At 71.3% G+C, this 18,627-nt stretch carries 17 protein-coding genes and 1 pseudogene; 4 read left to right on the top strand and 14 right to left on the bottom strand.

From position 1 onward, the window contains the following. Nucleotides 1-261: 261 nt before the first annotated feature. From M3Q23_05040 to M3Q23_05030, 3 genes are all read right to left on the bottom strand, one after another. Nucleotides 262-660: a hypothetical protein gene (locus M3Q23_05040; GenBank protein MDP9341472.1), complete on the bottom strand. Its 399-nt coding sequence runs from the start codon at nucleotides 658-660 to the stop codon at nucleotides 262-264. Nucleotides 661-784: 124 nt separating this feature from the next. Beyond that, entirely contained in the window at nucleotides 785-2,218 is a 1,434-nt protein-coding gene (locus M3Q23_05035; protein MDP9341471.1) for a heavy metal sensor histidine kinase, read from the bottom strand. Then, nucleotides 2,215-2,886, bottom strand: coding sequence for a response regulator transcription factor (locus M3Q23_05030; protein ID MDP9341470.1), 672 nt, complete (start codon nucleotides 2,884-2,886; stop codon nucleotides 2,215-2,217). Before M3Q23_05030 ends, M3Q23_05035 begins: the two co-directional genes overlap by 4 nt. A 159-nt stretch (nucleotides 2,887-3,045) precedes the next feature. Between M3Q23_05030 and M3Q23_05025 the strand changes: the two genes are divergently transcribed. The 4 genes and pseudogenes from M3Q23_05025 (at nucleotide 3,046) to M3Q23_05010 (ending at nucleotide 7,795) form a co-directional block, all read left to right on the top strand. Continuing rightward, complete coding sequence (locus M3Q23_05025; protein MDP9341469.1) at nucleotides 3,046-3,795, top strand: hypothetical protein; 750 nt, start codon at nucleotides 3,046-3,048, stop codon at nucleotides 3,793-3,795. Then, a pseudogene (locus M3Q23_05020) lies at nucleotides 3,786-4,471 on the top strand (ABC transporter ATP-binding protein). Before M3Q23_05025 ends, M3Q23_05020 begins: the two are co-directional and overlap by 10 nt. Beyond that, the gene (locus M3Q23_05015; GenBank protein ID MDP9341468.1) at nucleotides 4,464-5,141 is read left to right on the top strand and encodes an ATP-binding cassette domain-containing protein; all 678 of its coding nucleotides are present in this window, start codon (nucleotides 4,464-4,466) and stop codon (nucleotides 5,139-5,141) included. Before M3Q23_05020 ends, M3Q23_05015 begins: the two are co-directional and overlap by 8 nt. After that, nucleotides 5,087-7,795 (top strand): FtsX-like permease family protein, encoded by a 2,709-nt coding sequence (locus M3Q23_05010; protein MDP9341467.1) that lies wholly within the window; start codon nucleotides 5,087-5,089, stop codon nucleotides 7,793-7,795. The genes M3Q23_05015 and M3Q23_05010 overlap by 55 nt, the downstream gene beginning before the upstream one ends. A 58-nt stretch (nucleotides 7,796-7,853) precedes the next feature. On the opposite strand, the gene M3Q23_05005 is transcribed toward M3Q23_05010, so the two are convergent. The 11 genes from M3Q23_05005 to tsf all read right to left on the bottom strand — a co-directional run bounded on the left by M3Q23_05005 (nucleotide 7,854) and on the right by tsf (nucleotide 18,473). Beyond that, on the bottom strand, nucleotides 7,854-8,399 hold the full coding sequence (locus tag M3Q23_05005) for a GNAT family N-acetyltransferase (GenBank protein MDP9341466.1): 546 nt from the start codon (nucleotides 8,397-8,399) through the stop codon (nucleotides 7,854-7,856). Between the two features lie 18 nt (nucleotides 8,400-8,417). Further along, nucleotides 8,418-9,524 carry a flavodoxin-dependent (E)-4-hydroxy-3-methylbut-2-enyl-diphosphate synthase gene (gene ispG / locus M3Q23_05000; GenBank protein MDP9341465.1) on the bottom strand — a complete coding sequence of 369 codons (1,107 nt, stop codon included), beginning with the start codon at nucleotides 9,522-9,524 and terminating at the stop codon, nucleotides 8,418-8,420. A 37-nt stretch (nucleotides 9,525-9,561) separates the two neighbouring features. Then, nucleotides 9,562-10,011 carry a secondary thiamine-phosphate synthase enzyme YjbQ gene (locus M3Q23_04995; protein ID MDP9341464.1) on the bottom strand — a complete coding sequence of 150 codons (450 nt, stop codon included), beginning with the start codon at nucleotides 10,009-10,011 and terminating at the stop codon, nucleotides 9,562-9,564. Next, a complete protein-coding gene (locus M3Q23_04990; GenBank protein ID MDP9341463.1) occupies nucleotides 10,008-11,453 on the bottom strand; it encodes an ATP-binding protein in 1,446 nt (481 codons plus the stop codon). Before M3Q23_04990 ends, M3Q23_04995 begins: the two co-directional genes overlap by 4 nt. Further along, nucleotides 11,450-12,175, bottom strand: a complete 726-nt coding sequence (locus M3Q23_04985; GenBank protein ID MDP9341462.1) for a response regulator transcription factor — start codon at nucleotides 12,173-12,175, stop codon at nucleotides 11,450-11,452. Before M3Q23_04985 ends, M3Q23_04990 begins: the two co-directional genes overlap by 4 nt. Nucleotides 12,176-12,238: 63 nt before the next feature. Further along, nucleotides 12,239-13,390 (bottom strand): RIP metalloprotease, encoded by a 1,152-nt coding sequence (locus M3Q23_04980; protein ID MDP9341461.1) that lies wholly within the window; start codon nucleotides 13,388-13,390, stop codon nucleotides 12,239-12,241. 13 nt (nucleotides 13,391-13,403) lie between these two features. After that, entirely contained in the window at nucleotides 13,404-14,570 is a 1,167-nt protein-coding gene (locus M3Q23_04975; GenBank protein ID MDP9341460.1) for a 1-deoxy-D-xylulose-5-phosphate reductoisomerase, read from the bottom strand. A gap of 92 nt (nucleotides 14,571-14,662) precedes the next feature. Further along, entirely contained in the window at nucleotides 14,663-16,474 is a 1,812-nt protein-coding gene (locus M3Q23_04970) for a phosphatidate cytidylyltransferase (protein MDP9341459.1), read from the bottom strand. After that, nucleotides 16,474-17,034, bottom strand: coding sequence for a ribosome recycling factor (frr, locus tag M3Q23_04965; protein MDP9341458.1), 561 nt, complete (start codon nucleotides 17,032-17,034; stop codon nucleotides 16,474-16,476). Before frr ends, M3Q23_04970 begins: the two co-directional genes overlap by 1 nt. After that, the gene (gene pyrH / locus M3Q23_04960; GenBank protein MDP9341457.1) at nucleotides 17,031-17,792 is read right to left on the bottom strand and encodes a UMP kinase; all 762 of its coding nucleotides are present in this window, start codon (nucleotides 17,790-17,792) and stop codon (nucleotides 17,031-17,033) included. Before pyrH ends, frr begins: the two co-directional genes overlap by 4 nt. 66 nt (nucleotides 17,793-17,858) lie before the next feature. Beyond that, a complete protein-coding gene (gene tsf / locus M3Q23_04955) occupies nucleotides 17,859-18,473 on the bottom strand; it encodes a translation elongation factor Ts (GenBank protein MDP9341456.1) in 615 nt (204 codons plus the stop codon). Nucleotides 18,474-18,627: the final 154 nt, after the last annotated feature.

Here is an 18,627-nt window from a genome sequence, read left to right as displayed (position 1 = left end):
CCTCGATGGCATGCCCGCAGGTGCCGCAGAACCGCATCCCGGGCGGCACCTCCGCGCCGCAGTTGGGACACGTGAGGACCAGGGACGCCCCGCAGGATCCACAGAACCGGAACCCCTCGGGGTTGTCGAAGCCGCAGTTGGAGCACCGCATGGCGGGAGGGATCAAACCACGGCTCCGGCCGATTGCCCACCGCGACGGCGGAGGGACGGCCAGTGGTGGCCGCCCCTCGTCATCTCGGGGATCGTCGCTCCCCAGCTACATCAGGGCTTTTCCCCGTTCGCCGTGTCGCAGCTCGGCGGGCACTCGTGGTTCACGTCCTGACCCGCCGGGTCCTGGTGCGTGTCCGTCTCGGTCCCGCCGCCGCTCTCGGAGCCGCTCTCAGATTCGGAGGTGCTCTCCGACTGGTCACCGCTCTGGTCTCCGGTCTCGTCCGTCGATCCGACGGGGCCGGGGTGGCCGGAATGCAGGGAGACGACGGCGGTCGTTCCGGAGCTCGCGTCGCTCACCGAATGGTTCGCCGAGAGCACCCTGGACGCGGGGGCCTGCCGGGCGGGTGCGCCCGGACGGGTCCGGGAGGCCGAGGCACTGGCGCCGACCGCGACCCACAATCCCAGGGCCAGCGTGACGGCCACCGCGGTCGCCGCAAGGAGTCTTCGCATTCGCATTCACCTCCTCTCGTCGCCACGACCCTAGAGAGGGGTCGGTGAGACCAGCGTGAGAACGAAGGACGCGCGGCGATCTCTCACCAACGCTTCATCCCGGGCCGGTGAGAAGGGCGGGCGCTCAGTGCGTGGCGGGAACCTCGGCGGCCGAGCTGGACCTCGAGCGGGGGCCGGCCGGGAGCGCGAGGGAGAAGGTGCTGCCGGACCCGACCTCGCTTCGGGCCCAGATCCTCCCTCCGTGGGCCTGGACGATCTCCCGTGAGATGGCCAGGCCCAGCCCGGCCCCGCCCTCGGCCCGGCTGCGGGCCGGGTCGCTCCGGAAGAACCGGTCGAAGATCCGGGGAAGCGACTCCGGGTCGACGCCGCGGCCCGTGTCGATGACCGCGATCCCGGCCTCCGCGCCGTCCCGCCACGCGGAGACGCGTACCTCGCCGCCCCGGCCCGTGTACTTGATCGCGTTGTCCATCAGGTTGCTCACGGCCTGGTGGAGCCGTTCCCGGTCCGCCTCGACCACGGCCTCGAGGCCGCCCACCATGACCGCGACCCCCTTTCCAGCGGCCAGCGGCTCGAGCTCGGCGGCCACGGCCGCGGCCAGCTCGCGGAGGTCCAGCGGCACCCGATGGAGCTGGAGCCTCCGCTCGTCCAGCCGGGCCAGCGTGAGCAGGTTCTCCACCAGCCGCCCCATCCGCTCCACCTCCTGGGCCGAGCTCTCGACGACCTCCCGCGCCGCCGGGGACAGGTCGTCCGACCGCAGGCTGACCTCCAGCTCGGAGCGCATCACCGCGAGGGGGGTGCGGAGCTCGTGGGACGCGTCCGCGACGAACCGGCGGGTCCGCTCCACGCCGCGTTCCAAGCGGTCGAGCATGGCGTTGAGGGTCCGAGCCAGGCGGGCCAGCTCGTCCTCGACCGCCGGGACGGCGATCCGCTCGTCCAGCCGCTCGATGCCGATGGTCGCCGCCTGTTGGGTCATCCGGGCCACCGGCAGGAGCGCCTTCCGGGCCAGCCACCACCCGACCGCGGCCGCGACGGCAAGGACGGCCGGTCCCGCCGTGAGCAGGAGCACCAGCAGGCGGTGGATCGAGCCATCCACGTCATCGAGCGAGGTCGCCACCACCAGAACCTCGCTCCGGGGCCGCTTCGGCGCGGGGACCGCCAGCAGGCGAAATCGCTCACGGTCGGCTCCGAGCGGCGCCGACACTCGGACCCGCTGCCCGTCGAGCACCCGGTTCAGCGTGGCCTGGTCCAGCATCGGTGCCTCCGCGACCGGATCGCCGGAGGTCTCCACGACCTGTCCGCGGGCCGACAGGATCTGGGCGCCGTGCTCCGACTGAGGAAGCCGGATGAGCGTGGCGTCGGTGATGTCCTGGAACTCTCCCTCTCCGCCGCCCTGGTACCCGAGCGAGATCTGCGCCGCCCGTGCGTCCAGGGACCGATCCACCCCCGCCACGAGGTCCGAGCGGAGGCGGAGCAACAGGAAGGCGGACAGCCCCGCCAGGATCGCCGCGAGCAGGACGACGTACCAGGCCGTCAGCCTGGCCCGGATGGGGAAGCTCACGTCGAACCGACCGAGTAGCCGACGCCCCGCACGGTCCGGATGAAGGCCCGCCCGAACGGGTGCTCGAGCTTCTTCCGCAGGTACCCGACGTAGACGTCCACCACGTTGGAGAAGCCGCTGTAGTTGTAGTCCCACACGTGCTCCAGGATCCGCGCGCGGCCGAGGACCTCGCCCGGATGGCGCATCAGGAACTCCAGCACGGCGAACTCCCTCGCCGACAGCGGGACGGGGCGCCCCGCCCGGGTCACCGTGTGGGCCGCCGGGTCGAGGACGACGTCCTCCACTTCGAGCACCGAGGGCCGTTCGGTCGCCCCCCGCCGCAGGAGTGCACGGAGCCGTGCCAGCAGCTCCGCGAAGGCAAAGGGCTTGACCAGGTAGTCGTCGGCGCCGGCGTCCAGCCCGTGGATGCGGTCCTCCACCCCGTCCCGGGCCGTGAGCATCAGCACCGGGGCCCATCGGCCCTGCTTCCGGAGCGTCTCGCACAGGGTGAACCCGTCCATCGCGGGCAGCATGACGTCGAGCACGACGGCGTCGTAGTCGTACTCGGTGGCCCGGAACAGGGCATCCTCGCCGTCACCGGACACGTCGACGGCGTACCCCTCGTGCTCCAGGCCCCGCCGGATGGCCCGGGCCATCTTCACCTCGTCCTCCGCGATGAGAATCCGCACCAGCGCTCCCTGCGCCCCTGGGTCCTTCGACGACCGTCAGTGTCGTGAGCCAATGATGAAGGAACGATGAGAGTTCGGGCTCCCTGCCGCCATTCTCACCGTTCTCTCATCGAACCGGAGGTACACAGGCACCTGATGCCCCACGACCAGGAGCCCACCATGCCAACCAGCAGCCGCACCCACGCCATCCTGCTCGTGCTGCTTGGGGTCGCCGTCCTCCTGTCGGCCTGCGCCGGTGGCTCGTCGGCCTTGACCGGAGTGACCGGTCTGACCGGAGGCACCGGAGCCAGCCAGCCCGGCGCCAGCATCCCGGCGACGACGTCGGGCTCGTCCCCCCACAGTCCCGGATCGAGCGAGTCGGCGGTTCCGTCGGAATCGCCGGTCCCGGCCGAGAGCAACCCGCCGGGCGACATCCCCGACAGCACCCAGTTCGTGCCGTACCGCTCTCCCAAGGGCCACTTCCTGGTGAAGGTCCCGGAGGGGTGGTCCCGGACCACGACGGCGTCCGCCGTCTCCTTCACCGACAAGCTGAACACCGTGACCGTGACCTGGTCGCCCGCGTCCTCGGCCCCCACGGTGTCGAGCGTGAAGGCGCGGCAGGTCCCCTCGCTCCAGGCGACGGAGCGCGCGTTCCTCCTGGGGAACGTCCTGAGCTGCGCCCCGACCTGCACCATCCCCTACAGCACGAACCCGATCGACGTGTCCCTGCCCAATGGCAGCGCGGTGGTCCTCACGTATGGCGAGAACAGCGCCCCCAACGACGTGACCGGCAAGCAGTACCGCCTGGAGGTGGTCCGCTTCGACTTCTTCCACACGGGCGAGGAGGCGGACCTGATCCTGTCCGGCCCGGTGGGCGCGGACAACGTGGACCCGTGGCGGCTGGTCGCTCAGAGCTTCCGGTGGACGTAGAGGCGTCCGAGGGCGCCCCACTGTTGGAGGCCCGGGAGCTGTACCGCTTCTACCACGCGGGGGACGACGAGACCTTCGCCCTCCGCGGTGTGTCCGTGACGGTGCGACGGGGCCAACTGGTGGCCGTGGTCGGCCCCTCCGGCAGCGGGAAATCGACCCTGCTCTCCTGTCTGGCCGGGCTGGATGAGCCGGACGGGGGCCACGTCGCTGTTGCCGGACGCCGGATGACCCGGCGAGCGGAGAACGTCCGAGCTGCCCTGCGGGCGCGATGGATCGGCATCCTCCTCCAGTCCGGCAACCTGCTCGAGCACCTGACGGTGGCCCAGAACGTCCGGATGGCCCAGCGGATGGGACCTCGAGAGCGGCGGCCCGATCCCGAGGACCTGCTGGAGCGGGTCGGGCTGGCGCAGCGATCCGGGGCCCGCCCCAGCACGCTCTCCGGCGGTGAGGCCGCCCGGGCCGGGCTGGCCATCGCCCTGGCCAACGATCCCCCGTCCTGCTGGCAGACGAACCGACCGGCGAGGTCGACGCGGCGACCGAGGCGTCGCTGCTGGGGCTCCTCCAGGCCCGGGCCGCCGACGGCGGGGCGGTCGTCGTGGTGACCCACAGCGAGCGGGTGGCCGGCGGCGCCACCCGCGTGGTCCGGCTCTCGGACGGACGGGTGCTCGATGGGTGACCTTCTGGTCCACGGGTCGGGCCTTTCCCGGACGTTCGGATCGGGGTCCGCGCCGGTGTCTGCCCTCCGGGAGGCCACCTTCGAGGTGCACCCCGGAGACCACATCGCCGTGGTGGGCCCCTCGGGAAGCGGGAAGTCCACCCTGTTGCACCTCATCGCAGCTTTGGACCGGCCCACGACCGGGACCATCGAATGGCCGGCGCTGGGACCGGCGTCCTCGCTTCGACCCGGCCTGGTCTCGTTCTCCTTCCAGGGGCCGAGCCTGCTTCCGCCCCTCACCGTCCTGGAGAACGTGGCCCTGCCGCTCCTGCTCGCCGGCGTGGCTGAGGAGGACGCCCTCGGGCAGGCCGCCGCCATGATCGAGCGGCTCGACCTCGCCGCCGTGGCCAGCAAGCTCCCGGAGGAGCTCTCCGGGGGGCAGGCCCAGCGGGCCTCGGTGGCCCGGGCCCTGGTGGGCAGGCCCAGGATCATCCTCGCGGACGAGCCGACCGGCCAGCAAGACCGCGGGACGGGGCAACGGGTCGTCGACGAGATGCTCGGGCGGGCCGGGGCCCTGGGCGCCGCGCTGCTGGTAGCGACCCACGACCGAACCGTGGCCGAGCGGCTTCCGCTCCGGTGGAGCCTCCAGGACGGACAGCTGGACACGGGGGTGGTCGCACGCTCGCGCTGACCTGGCTGTGGGGCCTGGTCCGCCGGCGACCGGCCCGCCTGGCCGGGACCGCCCTCGGCGTGGCCCTGGCCGTGGCGTTCCTGGGGTCCCTGGGGACGTTCTTCGCGGCGAGCAAGGCGCAGATGACCGAGCGCGCCGCGATGGGGGTCCCCGTCGACTGGCAGGTCCAGCTGACGCCCGGAACGGATCCGGTGAAGGCCGGCCGTGTCATCGCCTCGGCGCAGGGGGTCGTGCGGAGCCTCCCGGTCGGGTTCGCCGACACCACCGGGTTCAAGGCGAAGACGGGTGGCAGCGTGCAGACCACCGGGCCCGGCAAGGTCCTGGGGCTCCCGGCCGGGTACGCCAGCGCGTTTCCCGGCGAGATCCGATTCCTGGTGGGCGCCCAAGACGGCGTGCTCCTGGCCCAGCAGACCGCGGCGAACCTCCACGCCGGGGTGGGTTCCGAAGTCGCCGTGGGCCGCCCCGGCACGAACCCCGCCCTGCTGAGGGTCGACGGGATCGTGGACCTTCCCGCCGCGGACTCGCTGTTCCAGGCCATCGGCACGCCGGCCGGGTCGGCCCCGCAGGCTCCCCCGGACAACGTCCTCCTCCTGCCCGCCGCGGAGTGGCATCGCCTGTTCGACCCCGTGGCCCGCTCGAACCCGTCGGCCGTTCGTCTTCAGTACCACGTGGATCTCTCCCCCGCCCTCCCGCCCGATCCGGCGGCCGCGTTCGACGACCTGCTGGCCCGGGCCCGGAACCTCGAGGCCCGGCTGGCGGGCGGGGCGACGGTGGGGAACAACCTCGGGGCCCAGCTCGACGCGGCCCGCCAGGACGCGCTCTATGCGCAGCTCCTGTTCCTGTTCCTGGGGGTGCCGGGCGCCGTCCTGGCCGCGCTGCTGACGTGGGTGATCGGGGCGGCCGGCGGGGAACGGCGCCGGGCCGAGCAGGCCCTCCTGCGCATCCGGGGCGCTCGGCCGAAGACCATCCTCGCCCTGTCAGCGGTGGAAGCCGGGCTGGTCGGCGTTGTGGGCGTGGCGGCCGGGCTGGGTGCCGCCGCCCTGGCCGGATCGCTGGCATTCGGCTCGATCCGGTTCGGGGGCACCTCCGCGCAGGCGCTGCTGTGGGTGGTGATCGCCGCCATCGCCGGGCTCGTCCTCGCGTTCCTCGCCGTGCTCGTGCCGGCATGGCGTGACGCCCGGTCCATCACGGTGCGAGAGGCCCGCGCGTCGGTCGGGGTGGCCAGGCGGCCGCTGTGGGCCCGGGTCTACCTCGACGTGGCGTGCCTGGCCGGGGCGGGGCTCCTGTTCTGGCAGGTGGAGCGGAGCGGCTACCGGGTCGTCCTGGCCCCCGAGGGCGTTCCCACCATCTCGGTCAGCTACTTCACGTTCCTGGCGCCCCTGCTGCTGTGGGTGGGGTCCGCCCTGTTCGCCTGGCGATTGTCGAGCGGGACGCTGGTGAGGGGCAGGAAGGCCATCGCGCGCATCTCGCGGCCGGTGGCCCACGGCCTCTCCGGCGTCGTCGCGGCCTCGATGTCCCGCCAGCGCCGACTGTTGTCTCGCGGGCTCATGATCATGGCCCTCACCGGCTCCTTCGCCGTGTCTACGGCGGTGTTCAACTCCACGTACACCGCGCAGTCGCGGGTCGACGCCCAGCTCACCAACGGCGCCGATGTGACCGTCACGACCGCAGCGGAAACCGGTCTGCCGCAGAACCTGACCCAGACCGTCGCGGGGCTCCCCGTGGTGGCAGCCGCGCAGCCCATGCAGCACCGGTTTGCGTACGTGGGCAACGACCTTCAGGACCTGTACGGCATCGACCCCTCCGCCGTCGGGCAGGCCACGCCGATGTCCGACGCGTTCTTCGCCGGAGGCCACGCGGCGGGGGTTCTGGCCCAGCTGGCCGCCCGGCCCGACGCGGTCCTGGTCTCCGACGAGACGGTCCACGACTTCCAGCTCCAGCCGGGCGACCTGCTGCGGCTGCGCCTCCAGTTCGGGAGCGACCACGCCTACCACGTGGTGCCGTTCCACTACGTAGGCATCGTGCGGGAGTTTCCCACGGCCCCCAGCGACTCCTTCCTGGTGGCGAACGCCTCGTACGTGGCGAAGGCCACGGGATCTCCGGCGTTCCAGACGCTGCTGGTCCGCACCTCGGGCTCCCCGCCGGCGGTGGCCGGGGAGGTCCGCCACCTCCTCGGTTCGTCCTCGGGGGCCACGGTCCGGGACGTCGTGACCCAGCTCAGGATCACGCGGTCGGGCCTCACGGCGATCGACCTGTCCGGGCTGACCAGGCTGGAACTGGGGTTCGCGTTCGTGCTGGCGGCGGCGGCGTCGGGCCTGGTGCTAGCCCTGGGCCTGGCGGAGCGGCAGCGAACGTTCGCCATCGCCTCGGCCCTGGGGGCCCGAACCGGGCAGCTCGCGGCGTTCGTGTGGAGCGAGGCGGCCTTCGTCACGGCGGGCGGCCTCGTGCTCGGTGCGCTGGCCGGCTGGGGCGTCTCCTTCGTGCTGGTGAAGATCCTGACGGGGGTCTTCGACCCGCCGCCCGAGCATCTGTTCGTCCCGTGGGCCTATCTGGGGCTCGTGGCGGCGGTGACACTCGGCGCCGTCGTCCTCGCCGCTGTCGGTGCGATCCGGGCCACCGGCCGGCCGGCCGTCCAGATCGTGCGCGACCTCTAGGACGTCCGGCGACGGGATGGAGGTCCTGCCACCGGAGGCCGGTTCCCCGGCGGGCATTTCACCGTGAGCGAGATCCGGGCGAGGACGCCTCCCAGTCCGCTCGCTCCAGCAGGTACACGCGATGCCGGAGGTGCGCGCGGTCGGTCTCCTTCCACACGTGCATGCCGAGCTTCTCCGCCACCTTCCAGGAGGGGACGTTCTCCGGCCGGATCAGGGAGATGATCCGGTCGAGCCCCAGCGTGCCGAAGCCGTGGTCGATGGAGGCCCGGCCGGCCTCGGTGGCCAGGCCCTGGCGCTGGAAGCGGCGGTGGACGTGCCACCCCACCTCGACGAGGTCCTCGCCGTCGACGGTCTGGATGGTGAGGCCGGTGTCTCCGATGACCTGGCCCGTTTCCTTCAGCACCGCGGCCCACAGCCAGAACCCGTTGGCTCGATAGGACACCAGCCCACGCTCGATCCAGCCCACGACCTCCTCCCGGGAGAACGGGTGGGGATAGAAGCGCATGGTCCAGGGGTCGCCGAGCACCTCCGACAGAGCATCGACGTCGCCAGGGTGCAGCTCGCGCAGGGTCAGGCGTTCGGTTTCGAGGACCGGTTCCTTCATGCGGCTCGGCGCTCGGCGCTACTCGGCGTCGGCGCCGGCCGCCTCGAGCGCGCGCTCCGCGGCCATCTTCTCGGCCTCGGCCACCAGGACGCCCACGATCTCGGCCTCGGGGATGCGGTTCGCGCGGACCTCGCCGTCCACGATGAGCTGGCCATAGCCGTTGCCGGCGGCGATCCCGAGGTCGGCCTCCCGGGCCTCGCCCGGCCCGTTGACCACACAGCCCATCACGGCCACGCGGATGGGGGCCTTCAGCCCCTTCGCCTCCAGGGCCTCGTTCACCTGCTTGGTCAGCGCCAGAACGTTCACCTCGGCCCGGCCGCAGGAGGGGCAGGCCACCAGGTCCAGCCCCCGCTTGCGCAGCCCCAGGGACTGGAGGATCCAGTTCCCGACCTTGACCTCCTCGACGGGGTCGTCGGTGAGGGAGACCCGGATGGTGTCGCCGATGCCTTCTGCCAGCAACGTGCCGATCCCGACCGCGCTCTTCACGCCTCCCGTCGGCATGGGTCCCGCTTCGGTGACGCCCAGGTGCAGCGGGTAGTCGCACCGCTGGGCGAGCATGCGGTACGCCTGGATCATCTCGATCGGGTTCGAATGCTTGACGGAGATCTTGATGTCGGTGAAGTCCTCGTCCTCCAGGATGCGGGCCTCGTTCAGCGCCGACTCCACCAGGGCCTCCGCCGAGGGTCGCCCGTACTTCGCCAGGAGGTCCTTCTCCAGCGAGCCGGCGTTCACGCCGATGCGGATCGGCACGCCGCGCGCCTTGGCCTCGTGGGCGATCAGCCTGACCTTGTCCTGGTACTTGATGTTGCCGGGGTTGATCCGCAGGCCGTGGATGCCGGCCTCCAGCGCCGCCATGGCGTACTTCCACTGGAAGTGGATGTCCGCCACCACGGGGACGGTGGCGTGCTCGGCGATGGTCTTGAGCGCCTCGGCGTCCTCCCAGTGCGGAACCGCCACCCGGACGATGTCGACGCCCGCGGCCACGAGCGAGGCCATCTGCTGGAGCGTCGCGTTCACGTCCGATGTCTTGGTGGTGGTCATGGACTGCACGCGGATGGGCGCGTCCCCGCCCACGTCGACCCACCCCACGCGGATCTGCCGGGACTTCCGTCGTTCGATCGCCATGTCGCCTTCCAGTCTACGGATGGGGTGAAGATCCCGGTCAGGCCCCGAAGACGTGGAACAGGACCTGCCGCTCGTGCGGCTCGTCCAGCTCGACCAGCAGCAGGCGCTGCCACCGGCCCAGGAGGGGCTCGCCCGCCGCGACGGGGATGGCGTGGGAGGTGGTGGACAGGAGCATCTGCTTGACGTGGGCGTGCCCGTTCTGGCGCTCGTGCGGGTCCTGGAGGTTCTGGGTCCGCCGTTCCAGGTCGTCGTGGGCATAGTAGAGGTCGTCGGGGACCAGGTTCTCCAGGCGCGCCCGGAAGTCCTGCATGGCGCCGTCCTCCCACTCGTTGATGAGCAGGGCGCACGTGGTGTGGGGACAGAACGCCACCGCCATGCCGTCGGTGACCCCAGCGTCCTTGACGGCTCGGCGGAGGTCGTCCGTGAGGTCGTGGTAGGCGAACCGCTCGGCGGGCTGAACGTCGATGGTCGTGGTCTCGGACTTCACGTCGTTCCTCCTGTGGTCGTCTGCATGACGGGGTCGTGAACGCGGGCTGCCGGCAGCTCGGGCGGTTCACCAACCGACTCGGGCGGGGCCAGGGGCAGCTCGAACCGGAACACGCTTCCCCTGCCCACCTCGCTCTCCGCCCAGATCCGGCCGCCGTGCGCCTCCACGATGGAGCGGGCGATGGCCAGCCCGATGCCCGTCCCGCCATCTCCCCGCGAACGGGCCGATTCCACCCGGTAGAACCGCTCGAACAGCAGCGGCAGGTGCTCCGGCGGGATGCCCGGTCCGGTGTCGGCCACGGACACCTCGCAGACGTCATCTCGCCGCACTGCCGACACCCTGACCACTCCCTCCGGTGGAGTGAACCGGACCGCGTTGTCGAGCAGGTTGAACAGCACCTGGTGCACGCGCTCGCGGTCGGCCCACAGCGGCGGGATGCCCTCGGGGACGGCGACCTCGATCCGGACCCGGCCGCCCAGGGCCACACCGACCTCCGAGGCCACCTCCGCGGCCAGCGGCCGCAGGGCCACGGCCCGTCGCTCCATGGGGATGTCGCCGGACTCCAGGCGGGACAGGTCCAGGAGCTGGTCCACCAGCCGCGACAGCCGCTCGGACTGCTGGAGCATGATCTGGATGGTGGCCCGGTCGGGCTGCTCCACCCCGTCCAGCAGGTTCTCCAGGTGCGCGCGGAGCGCCGAGATGGGGGTCTTCAGCTCGTGGGACACGTTGGCCACCAGGTCGCGGCGAAGCCGTTCCACCTGCTCGAGGTCGGCGCTCATCCGGTTGAACACCCGGGCCAGCTGTCCGACCTCGTCCCGGGAGTCCGAGTCGACCCGGACGCCGTACTCGCCCTGGGCCATCTGCCCGGCAGCCCGGGCCATCTCCCGCAGCGGGCTGGTCATGCCGATCGCCAGCAGGCGCGCCAGCAGCAGCGCGATGCCGGCGGCGATGGCCCCGCCCGCCAGCAGCTGCCACCACAGCCGCCGCAGGAACCCGAACGTCGCGCCGATCCGTCCGAACAGGCCCTCGCCGGGCGACGGCCGGAGCGCGTAGGCGGTGCCGCTCAGCTTGCCGTCCTTCACCACGGGAACCGCCACGTAGTCGATGCCGCGGCTCGAACCCTCGTGGACCTGGCCGTCGAGGTACCGCGGCGGCGTGACCTCCGGGCGCCCCCCGGAGAAGCGATGGCCGTTCGCGCCCAGGAACACCACGGTCACCCCGTCGGGGACGGACGTCAGCCGGGACTCCGCGGCCAGCCTGGCCGTGTGCAGCAACTGGAGCCGCTCGGTGTCGTGCGAGGTGTTCCGAAGCGCGTAGCCGAGGAGCAGGTACACCAGCAGGACCGTCATCCCGACGGCGAACACGATCACCAGGCCGAGCTTGGCCCGGATGCTGGGGAGCCGGTCCAGGGGCCGGGAGGGCCTGGCCCGTCCCTCGCTCACGACGGCGACCCCTTCAGCGCGTACCCGACCCCGTGCACCGTCCGGATGAACCGGGGCTCGGCGCCGTCCTCCCCCAGCTTCCGTCGGATTCGGGCGACGTGGGAGTCCACCACCCGGCCGCCCGCGAAGTCCCGGTAGCCCCACACCCGCTCCATCAGCTGCTCCCGCGTGAACACGACGCCGGGGTCGCGGGCCAGCGCGTACAGGATCTCGAACTCGAGCGGCGTGAGGCCGACCTCCTCGCCGCCCACGGTGACCCGGCGGCGGGCCGGGTCGATCAGCAGGTCGCCGCGGGAGATGGCCTCGTGGCCGGCGGGCTGCTGCATGCGCTCCTTGCGCCGGAGGATGGCCCGGACCCGGACCACCAGCTCGCGGAGGCTGAACGGCTTGGTCAGGTAGTCGTCCGCCCCGACGGCGAACCCGGCCACCTTGTCGGCCTCCTCGGTCCGGGCCGTCAGCATCAGCACGGGCACCCATTCGTCCCGCTGGATCTCCTGGCACACCTCCAGGCCGTCCATGCCCGGGAGCATGAGGTCCAGCACCACCAGGTCGGGCCGCTCCCGGCGGGTGGCCTCGATGGCCTGGGGGCCGTTGGAGGCCACCACCACGCGGTAGCCCTCGGACAGCAGGCGGGCCCGCACGGCCTCGGCGATGGCTTCCTCGTCGTCCACGACGAGCACGGTTCGTTCGGTCACGGTCACCTGATCGTAGCCCGGGGTCATTCCGCTCAAGCGACCGAGATGTGGAGATCCTGTGCTGGCGCGGCCGGTACCAGCACGTTTGCGCTAGCGGAACAGGTTCGGGAGCGGCTTGAAGATGTCCAGGTACAGCACGCTCACCATGAACAGCACCAGGAACGCCGCCACCACCGCCGTGAGCGGGACCAGCTTGCGCATGTCCACCTTCTTGCCGCGGACCTTCTCCACGGCCAGCACCGCGAGGTGCCCCCCGTCGAACGGCGGCAGCGGGATCAGGTTCAGCACCCCCACGAAGACGTTGATGCCGGCGAGCAACAGGAACAGCACGTCGAACGCTCCCGAGGAGGTGGCCTGGCCGGCGGCCCGGGCCACCCCCACCACGCTGGTCACGTCCGTGGCCTTGCGCTGGGCACCGCCGAACAGGAGGTCGAAGATACGGCCGAGCCCCTGGGGACCGAACACGCGGCCCAGGCTCTTCACCACCTCCACGGTGGTCTTGCCGACGTCGGTTCCCGCCGTGGCGACAGCCGTGGCAAGTCCCGGCCGGTCACGGGCCAGGATGGGGCCTCCACCCACCTCGACGCCGATTCGCCCCACCTCCTGCCCTTGCGTTTTCACCCGGACCGGTGTGACGTGCAGGGTGATGCGCCGGTCGCCTCGCTGGACGACCATCGTCAGCGTTTGCCCGGCCCGCTGGCTCGTGTAATTCACGAGTTGGTTGCACCCGTCCGGTGTGCAGGCGATGTGCTCGATCCCGTCCACGCTGAGTACGACGTCCCCTGGCTGGAGGCCGGCCGCGCGCGCAGGTGACGGCGCACCGTTCAGTCTCGCCACCACTCCGTCGATCACCGGCGCGAACCTGGTGGGCGACCCGATGAACAGAAAGTAGGCCGCGAGCACGAACAGCGCGATCACGAAGTGCGTGGCGGGCCCGGCGAAGATGACCAGGGCGCGCTGCCAGATGGGCTTGGCCCCGAACGTGCGCGGATACTCCTCCGGCGTGGGTTCCTCGTACGGGTTCATCCCGGCGATCCGGACGTAGCCGCCGGCGGGGATGGCCTTGATCCCGTACTCCGTCTCGCCTCGCCGGAACGACCACAGCCTGGGCCCGAACCCGATGAAGAACTCCTCCACCTTGATCCGGAACAGCTTTGCCATGCCGAAGTGGGCGGCCTCGTGGACCAGGATCACCACCAGGATGGCGACGACGAAGATGCCGATGCCCAGGCTTCCCGACATCAGGGGTCCTCGATCAGAGCTCCGCGGCGACCTCGGCGGCGCGCTGGCGAGCCCACGAATCCGCCCGGTCCAGGCTGACCACGGAGACCACGGTGGCCGGCTCGTGCTCTTCCACCACGGCCGCCACGACCTCGCTCACCCGCGTCAGCGGGATCTTGCCGTCCAGGAAGGCCATCACCGCAACCTCGTTCGCCGCGTTCATCACAGCGGGGAAGGTGCGCCCGAGGCGACCCACGCGGTAGGCCAGGTTCAGGGCAGGGAAGGACTCCCGGTCCACCGGCTCGAAGGTCAGCTGCGCGGGCTTCGAGGGATCGGCCAGCCGGAACGGCTCCACGCCGGAGGGAAGGCGCTCGGGCCAGGCCAGTGCCAGCTGGATGGGCAGGCGCATGTCCGGCACGCCCAGCTGGGCGATCATGCTGCCGTCCCGGAACTCCGCGATCCCGTGCACCACGCTCTGCGGGTGGATCACCACGTCGATGGCCGAATAAGGCAGGTCGAACAGGTAGTGGGCCTCGATGACCTCCAGGCCCTTGTTCATGAGCGTGGCGGAGTCGATGGTGATCTTGGGGCCCATGCTCCACGTGGGGTGGGCCAGCGCCTCCTTCACGGAGGCCTTCGACAGCTCCTCGCGGCTCCATCCGCGGAACGGGCCGCCCGAGCCGGTGATGATGACCCGGCGGAGGTCGTCCCGCCGCTCGCCCCGGAGGCACTGCGCCAGCGCGGCGTGCTCCGAGTCCACCGGCACCAGCCGCTCGGGTTCCCCCTTCACCAGGTCCATGACCAGCTCGCCGCCCACGATGAGCGATTCCTTGTTGGCGAGGGCGAGCATCTTTCCGGACTGGAGCGCCGCGAGCGTGGAGGACAGACCCACCGCTCCGACCATGGCGTTCAGGACCATGTCAGCCTCGCTCTCGCGGGCCAGGGTCTGGGCGGCCTCGGGTCCCGACAGGATCTCGACGGCCCGCAGGCCGGCCAGCTTGAACTTCAGCTCGGCCGCGGCGACCTCGTCGGCCACCGCCACGAGCGGGGGCATGAACTCGCGGATCTGGCCCACCAGCAGCTCGTGGCTTGAGCCGGCGCACAGGGCCACCACCCTGAACCGGTCGGGGTTGCGCCGGACCACGTCCAGCGCCTGCGTCCCGATCGATCCGGTCGAGCCGAGGATCGCGAGCGAGCGCATCGCCATCCAGGTTACCCCGCGAACCAGCCTTTCGAGGGCAACCGTACGTACCGGTTTTGTTACGTCTGAACGGCCCTCGGGTCGCGGCGGGCCTAGAAGAAGATGCGGATGAAGTAGAAGGCGGCGGGCGCGACGAACAGGATCGAGTCGATCCGGTCCAGGGCGCCCCCGTGGCCGGGCATGATCGTGCCGATGTCCTTGACCCCCAGGTCCCGCTTCAGCAGCGACTCGGCCAGGTCGCCGATAGGCGCGAAGATCGAGGCCACGATGGCCAGGCCCACGGCCCGGCCCACCGTGGAAATCGGGTCGATGGAGGCCAGCACGGCCACGGAGACCAGCAGCAGCACCAGCGTGGCGCCGATGGCGCCCTCCCAGGACTTCCGGGGGCTGATGGAGGGAGCGAGGGGCCGGCTGCCCCACAGGCTTCCGATGGCGAACGCCGCGACGTCGTAGCCCACCGCCAGGGCCAGCACCGACAGGACCAGCGCCTTGCTGAGGGCCAGGATGATCACGACGTACCCGGCCAGCACCGCCACGTAGAAGTACGGGAACAGCGTGAGTCCCACGTTCGCCAGGACGTTCTTGCGCTGGGAGGTGGGGACGGCCATGAACCACAGGAACGTGAACATCACCGCGAGGGCGGCCATGGCCAGCATGGCCTCGGGGCCCTTCAGGTAGGCCGCGGCCATGGTCAGTGCCCCGAACACCAGTCCCAGGGGCACCGCGGGCTGGAAGTGGCGGCGCCGCAGCGCCGTGTACAGCTCCAGCTGGGCCAGCAGGACGACGATGGTGGCCACCACGGCGAACGCTGCCTTGCTGATGGCGATGGAGCCCACGCCGATCACCGCGAGCACCACACCGGACAGGAACGCCAGCGGGATGTTGCGCCCGCCCCGCGCCGTCTCGGCCTCGCCCTCGCCGAGGACCTCCTCCGACGTCGGCTCCTGCCAGCTCGGCCCGACCGTGTCGGAGACCCCCACCCGGATCGTGCGGGGCTGCCGGGGCTCCTGATCCAGGTCCCCCAGGAGATCGTCCTCTCCGGGGCCGGGGACCGCGGGCTCGAAGTGCTCCGGCTCGATCACCGGGAGCTCGCCGGACTGGCGGATGGATTCGGCGAAGTGCTCCGCCGCCGCCTCGACGCCACCCGGCGGCGGCTCCTCCTCGCCCATGGGCCCGGCCGCCACGCCGGCTGGCTCCTCGGCGGATTCCTCGTCCTCGCCCAGGGGCGGGGGAAGGTCCCGGTACTGATCGGGGGCCTTGCGCAGGTCGTCGATGGTGATGGGAGGTTGCCCGGTGCCGTGTCCGGCTTCGGGCCCGGCGTCGTCGGGAGCGGCGAGCTCGGGCGCGAGGGACTCTTCCGGTGCGGGCGGCTCCGGTGCGGGCGGCTCCGGTGCGGGCGGCTCCGGTCGCGGCGCCACCGCGGCCGGGCCCTCCGGGCGAGCCTCCTCGCCTTCCCGGGGCAGGAACTGGTCCAGGAAGGAGTAGGGCTCGGCCTCGCCTTCGCCCTGGGGACCCGGTTCCACGTCCAAGGGCCGATCGGGGCCGAACCGCGTCCGGAGGTCCTCCCAGTCCTCGCCGCTCATCTCCTGGGTGGGCTGGCCGAGGTACTGGCTGGGGTCAGCGGCTGGCGGAGCGGACTCGTCGAGGGCCGGCTGAACCGTCTCGCGCTGAACCGACTCGCGCTGGACGGTCTCGGCCTGGACGGTCTCGGCGGGGACGGTCACGTCCTGGGGCCGATCGGACGAGGTGGCGTCGTCTCCCTCCGCGGTCCGGCCTTCCTGGCCCTCCTGGGCTTCCTCGCCCTCCTCCGGCCAGTCGACGTCGCGGATGGGGGCGAAGAACTTGTCGAGATCCTCGAACAGATCGTCGGGCTTGCGCGCGCGCCCCTCGCTGTCGTCAGGCACTAGACCTCCATCAGTTCCTTCTCCTTGTTGGCCACGACCTCATCGACCTCGCCGACGAACTGGTCCGTCAGCTTCTGGAGCTCCTTCTCCGCCCGGCGCAGCTCATCTTCCGAGATCGTGTGCTCGCGCTCAAGCCCTTCGAGCTCTTCTTTGTGGTGCCGCCGAACGTTGCGGACGGCCACGCGAGCCTCCTCCGCGCGTTCCCGGACCACCTTGATGAGGTCCCGGCGGCGCTCCTCGGTGAGCGGAGGGAACGCCAAGCGGATCACGTTGCCGTCGTTGGACGGCTGCAGACCGAGGTCGGAGGACTGGATCGCCTTCTCCATGGCACCAATCGCGTTGCGGTCGAAGGGCTGGATCACCAGCAGCCGCGGCTCCGGCACCGACATGGACGCCATGTCCTTGATGGGCAGCGGGGTGCCGTGGTAGTCGAACGTGATCCGGGACAGGATGGCCGGCGTGGCCCGTCCGGTGCGGATCCCCGTGAGCTCCTCGCGCAGGACCGAGATCGCCGCTTTCATCTTCTTGCGGGAGTCGTCGAGCGCCGCTTCGACCGTCACACCGGCACCCCCGCGTTCACCACCGTCCCGACGCGCTCCCCCAGCAGGACGCGTTTGATGTTGCCCGCCTGCCGGAAGTTGAACACGATGATGGGAAGGCCGTTCTCGCGGCACAGCGAGATGGCCGTGGCGTCCATCACCTGGAGGCCGCGGGTCAGGAACTCCGTGTAGCCGATCGTCTGGAAGCGGTGCGCGCCGGGCTCCCGGTTGGGATCGGCGTCGTAGACCCCGTCGACCTTGGTGCCCTTCAGGATGGCCTCGGCCTTGATCTCGAGCGCCCGCTGCGCCGCCGTGGTGTCGGTCGAGAAGTACGGCGCGCCGATGCCGGCGGCGAAGATGACCGTGCGCCCCTTCTCCAGGTGCCGGATGGCCCGCAGCGGGATGTAGGGCTCCGCGATCTGCGCCATGTGGATCGCGGTCTGGACCCGCGTCACCACGCCCAGCTTCTCCAGGGCGTCCTGGAGCGCGAGCGCGTTCATGACGGTGGCCAGCATCCCCATGTAGTCGGCACGGGAACGGTCGATGCCCGGCGCGTCGCGACCCCGCCAGATGTTCCCGCCGCCCACCACGACGGCCATCTCGACCCCCAGCTCGGCGACTTCCTGGAGCTGCCGGGCCAGCAGACGGGTGGCGTCGGGCGAGATCCCGTAGCCGCGGTCCGGTGGCGCGAACGCGTCGCCCGAGACCTTGAGCAGGACCCGGCGATATGCGGGCACCCCGAGCGAGGTGCCCTCCTCGAGCGGATCGGAGGAGGGCACGGAGAGCGAGCGGGCCTCGTCGGTCGGCTCGCTCACACTCTGCTCGCGCACGGGGACGTCCCTTCGCTAGTCGAGGTCTTCGCCCAGCTGGAACCGGGCGAACCGGCGTACGGCGACCTTCTCCCCGAGCTTGCCGGAGGCCTCCTCGACCAGCTCCCCCACCGTCTTGGCGGTGTCCTTGATGAAGGGCTGGTCGACGAGCACGTTCTCCTTGAAGAACCCCTCCAGCTTGCCGGTGACCATCTTTTCCACGACGTTGTCGGGCTTGCCCTCCTCGCGGGCCTGCCCTTCATACACCCGGCGCTCGGCGTCGAGGACCTGCTGGGGCACCTCGTCGCGGGTCAGCCACCGGGGCCGGGCGCTCGCGATGTGCAGCGCCACGTCCCTGGCCAGCTGCCGGAACTCGCCGGTGTTGGCCACGAAGTCCGTCTCGCAGTTGACCTCGACCAGGACACCCACGCGGGCGTTGAAGTGGATGTAGCTGTCGATGACGCCCTCGCCGGCGCTCCGCCCGGCACGCTTCTTGGCCGAGTCGAGGCCCTTCTGGCGGAGCCACTCGGTCGCCTTCGTCTTGTCCCCTCCGGTCTCCTGGAGGGCTCGCTTGCAGTCCATCATGCCGGCGCCGGTGGCATCCCGAAGGGCCTTCACCTGCTCCGCGCTGATCTTCGGTTCGTCGCTCATGTCCTCACTTCTCTTCTTCGTCTTCAGGGTGGTGCGCTTCTCTTCGTCTTCGTGATGATGCCCTGCCCGCGCGGGCCTTTCCGCGACCCGCCCGTGCAGGCCGATTCTCCCACAGGGCGACTCGGACTCCCGCCTCCAGGCGGGAGTCGGCTCA

The sequence above is a fragment of the Actinomycetota bacterium genome (assembly GCA_030774015.1).
Lineage (GTDB): Bacteria > Actinomycetota > UBA4738 > UBA4738 > JACQTL01 > JALYLZ01.
Note: the sequence above shows the minus strand (reverse complement) of the source record. Positions and strands in the feature narration are given on the sequence as shown.

Coding starts and splice junctions, on each gene's coding strand:
- tsf (MDP9341456.1), bottom strand. CDS start 18,473: ATGAGCGACGAACCGAAGATCAGCGCGGAGCAGGTGAAGGCCCTTCGG.
- M3Q23_04975 (MDP9341460.1), bottom strand. CDS start 14,570: ATGCGCTCGCTCGCGATCCTCGGCTCGACCGGATCGATCGGGACGCAG.
- M3Q23_05015 (MDP9341468.1), top strand. CDS start 4,464: ATGGGTGACCTTCTGGTCCACGGGTCGGGCCTTTCCCGGACGTTCGGA.
- M3Q23_05040 (MDP9341472.1), bottom strand. CDS start 660: ATGCGAAGACTCCTTGCGGCGACCGCGGTGGCCGTCACGCTGGCCCTG.
- M3Q23_04985 (MDP9341462.1), bottom strand. CDS start 12,175: ATGACCCCGGGCTACGATCAGGTGACCGTGACCGAACGAACCGTGCTC.
- ispG (MDP9341465.1), bottom strand. CDS start 9,524: ATGGCGATCGAACGACGGAAGTCCCGGCAGATCCGCGTGGGGTGGGTC.
- M3Q23_05025 (MDP9341469.1), top strand. CDS start 3,046: ATGCCAACCAGCAGCCGCACCCACGCCATCCTGCTCGTGCTGCTTGGG.
- M3Q23_04980 (MDP9341461.1), bottom strand. CDS start 13,390: ATGTCGGGAAGCCTGGGCATCGGCATCTTCGTCGTCGCCATCCTGGTG.
- M3Q23_05005 (MDP9341466.1), bottom strand. CDS start 8,399: ATGAAGGAACCGGTCCTCGAAACCGAACGCCTGACCCTGCGCGAGCTG.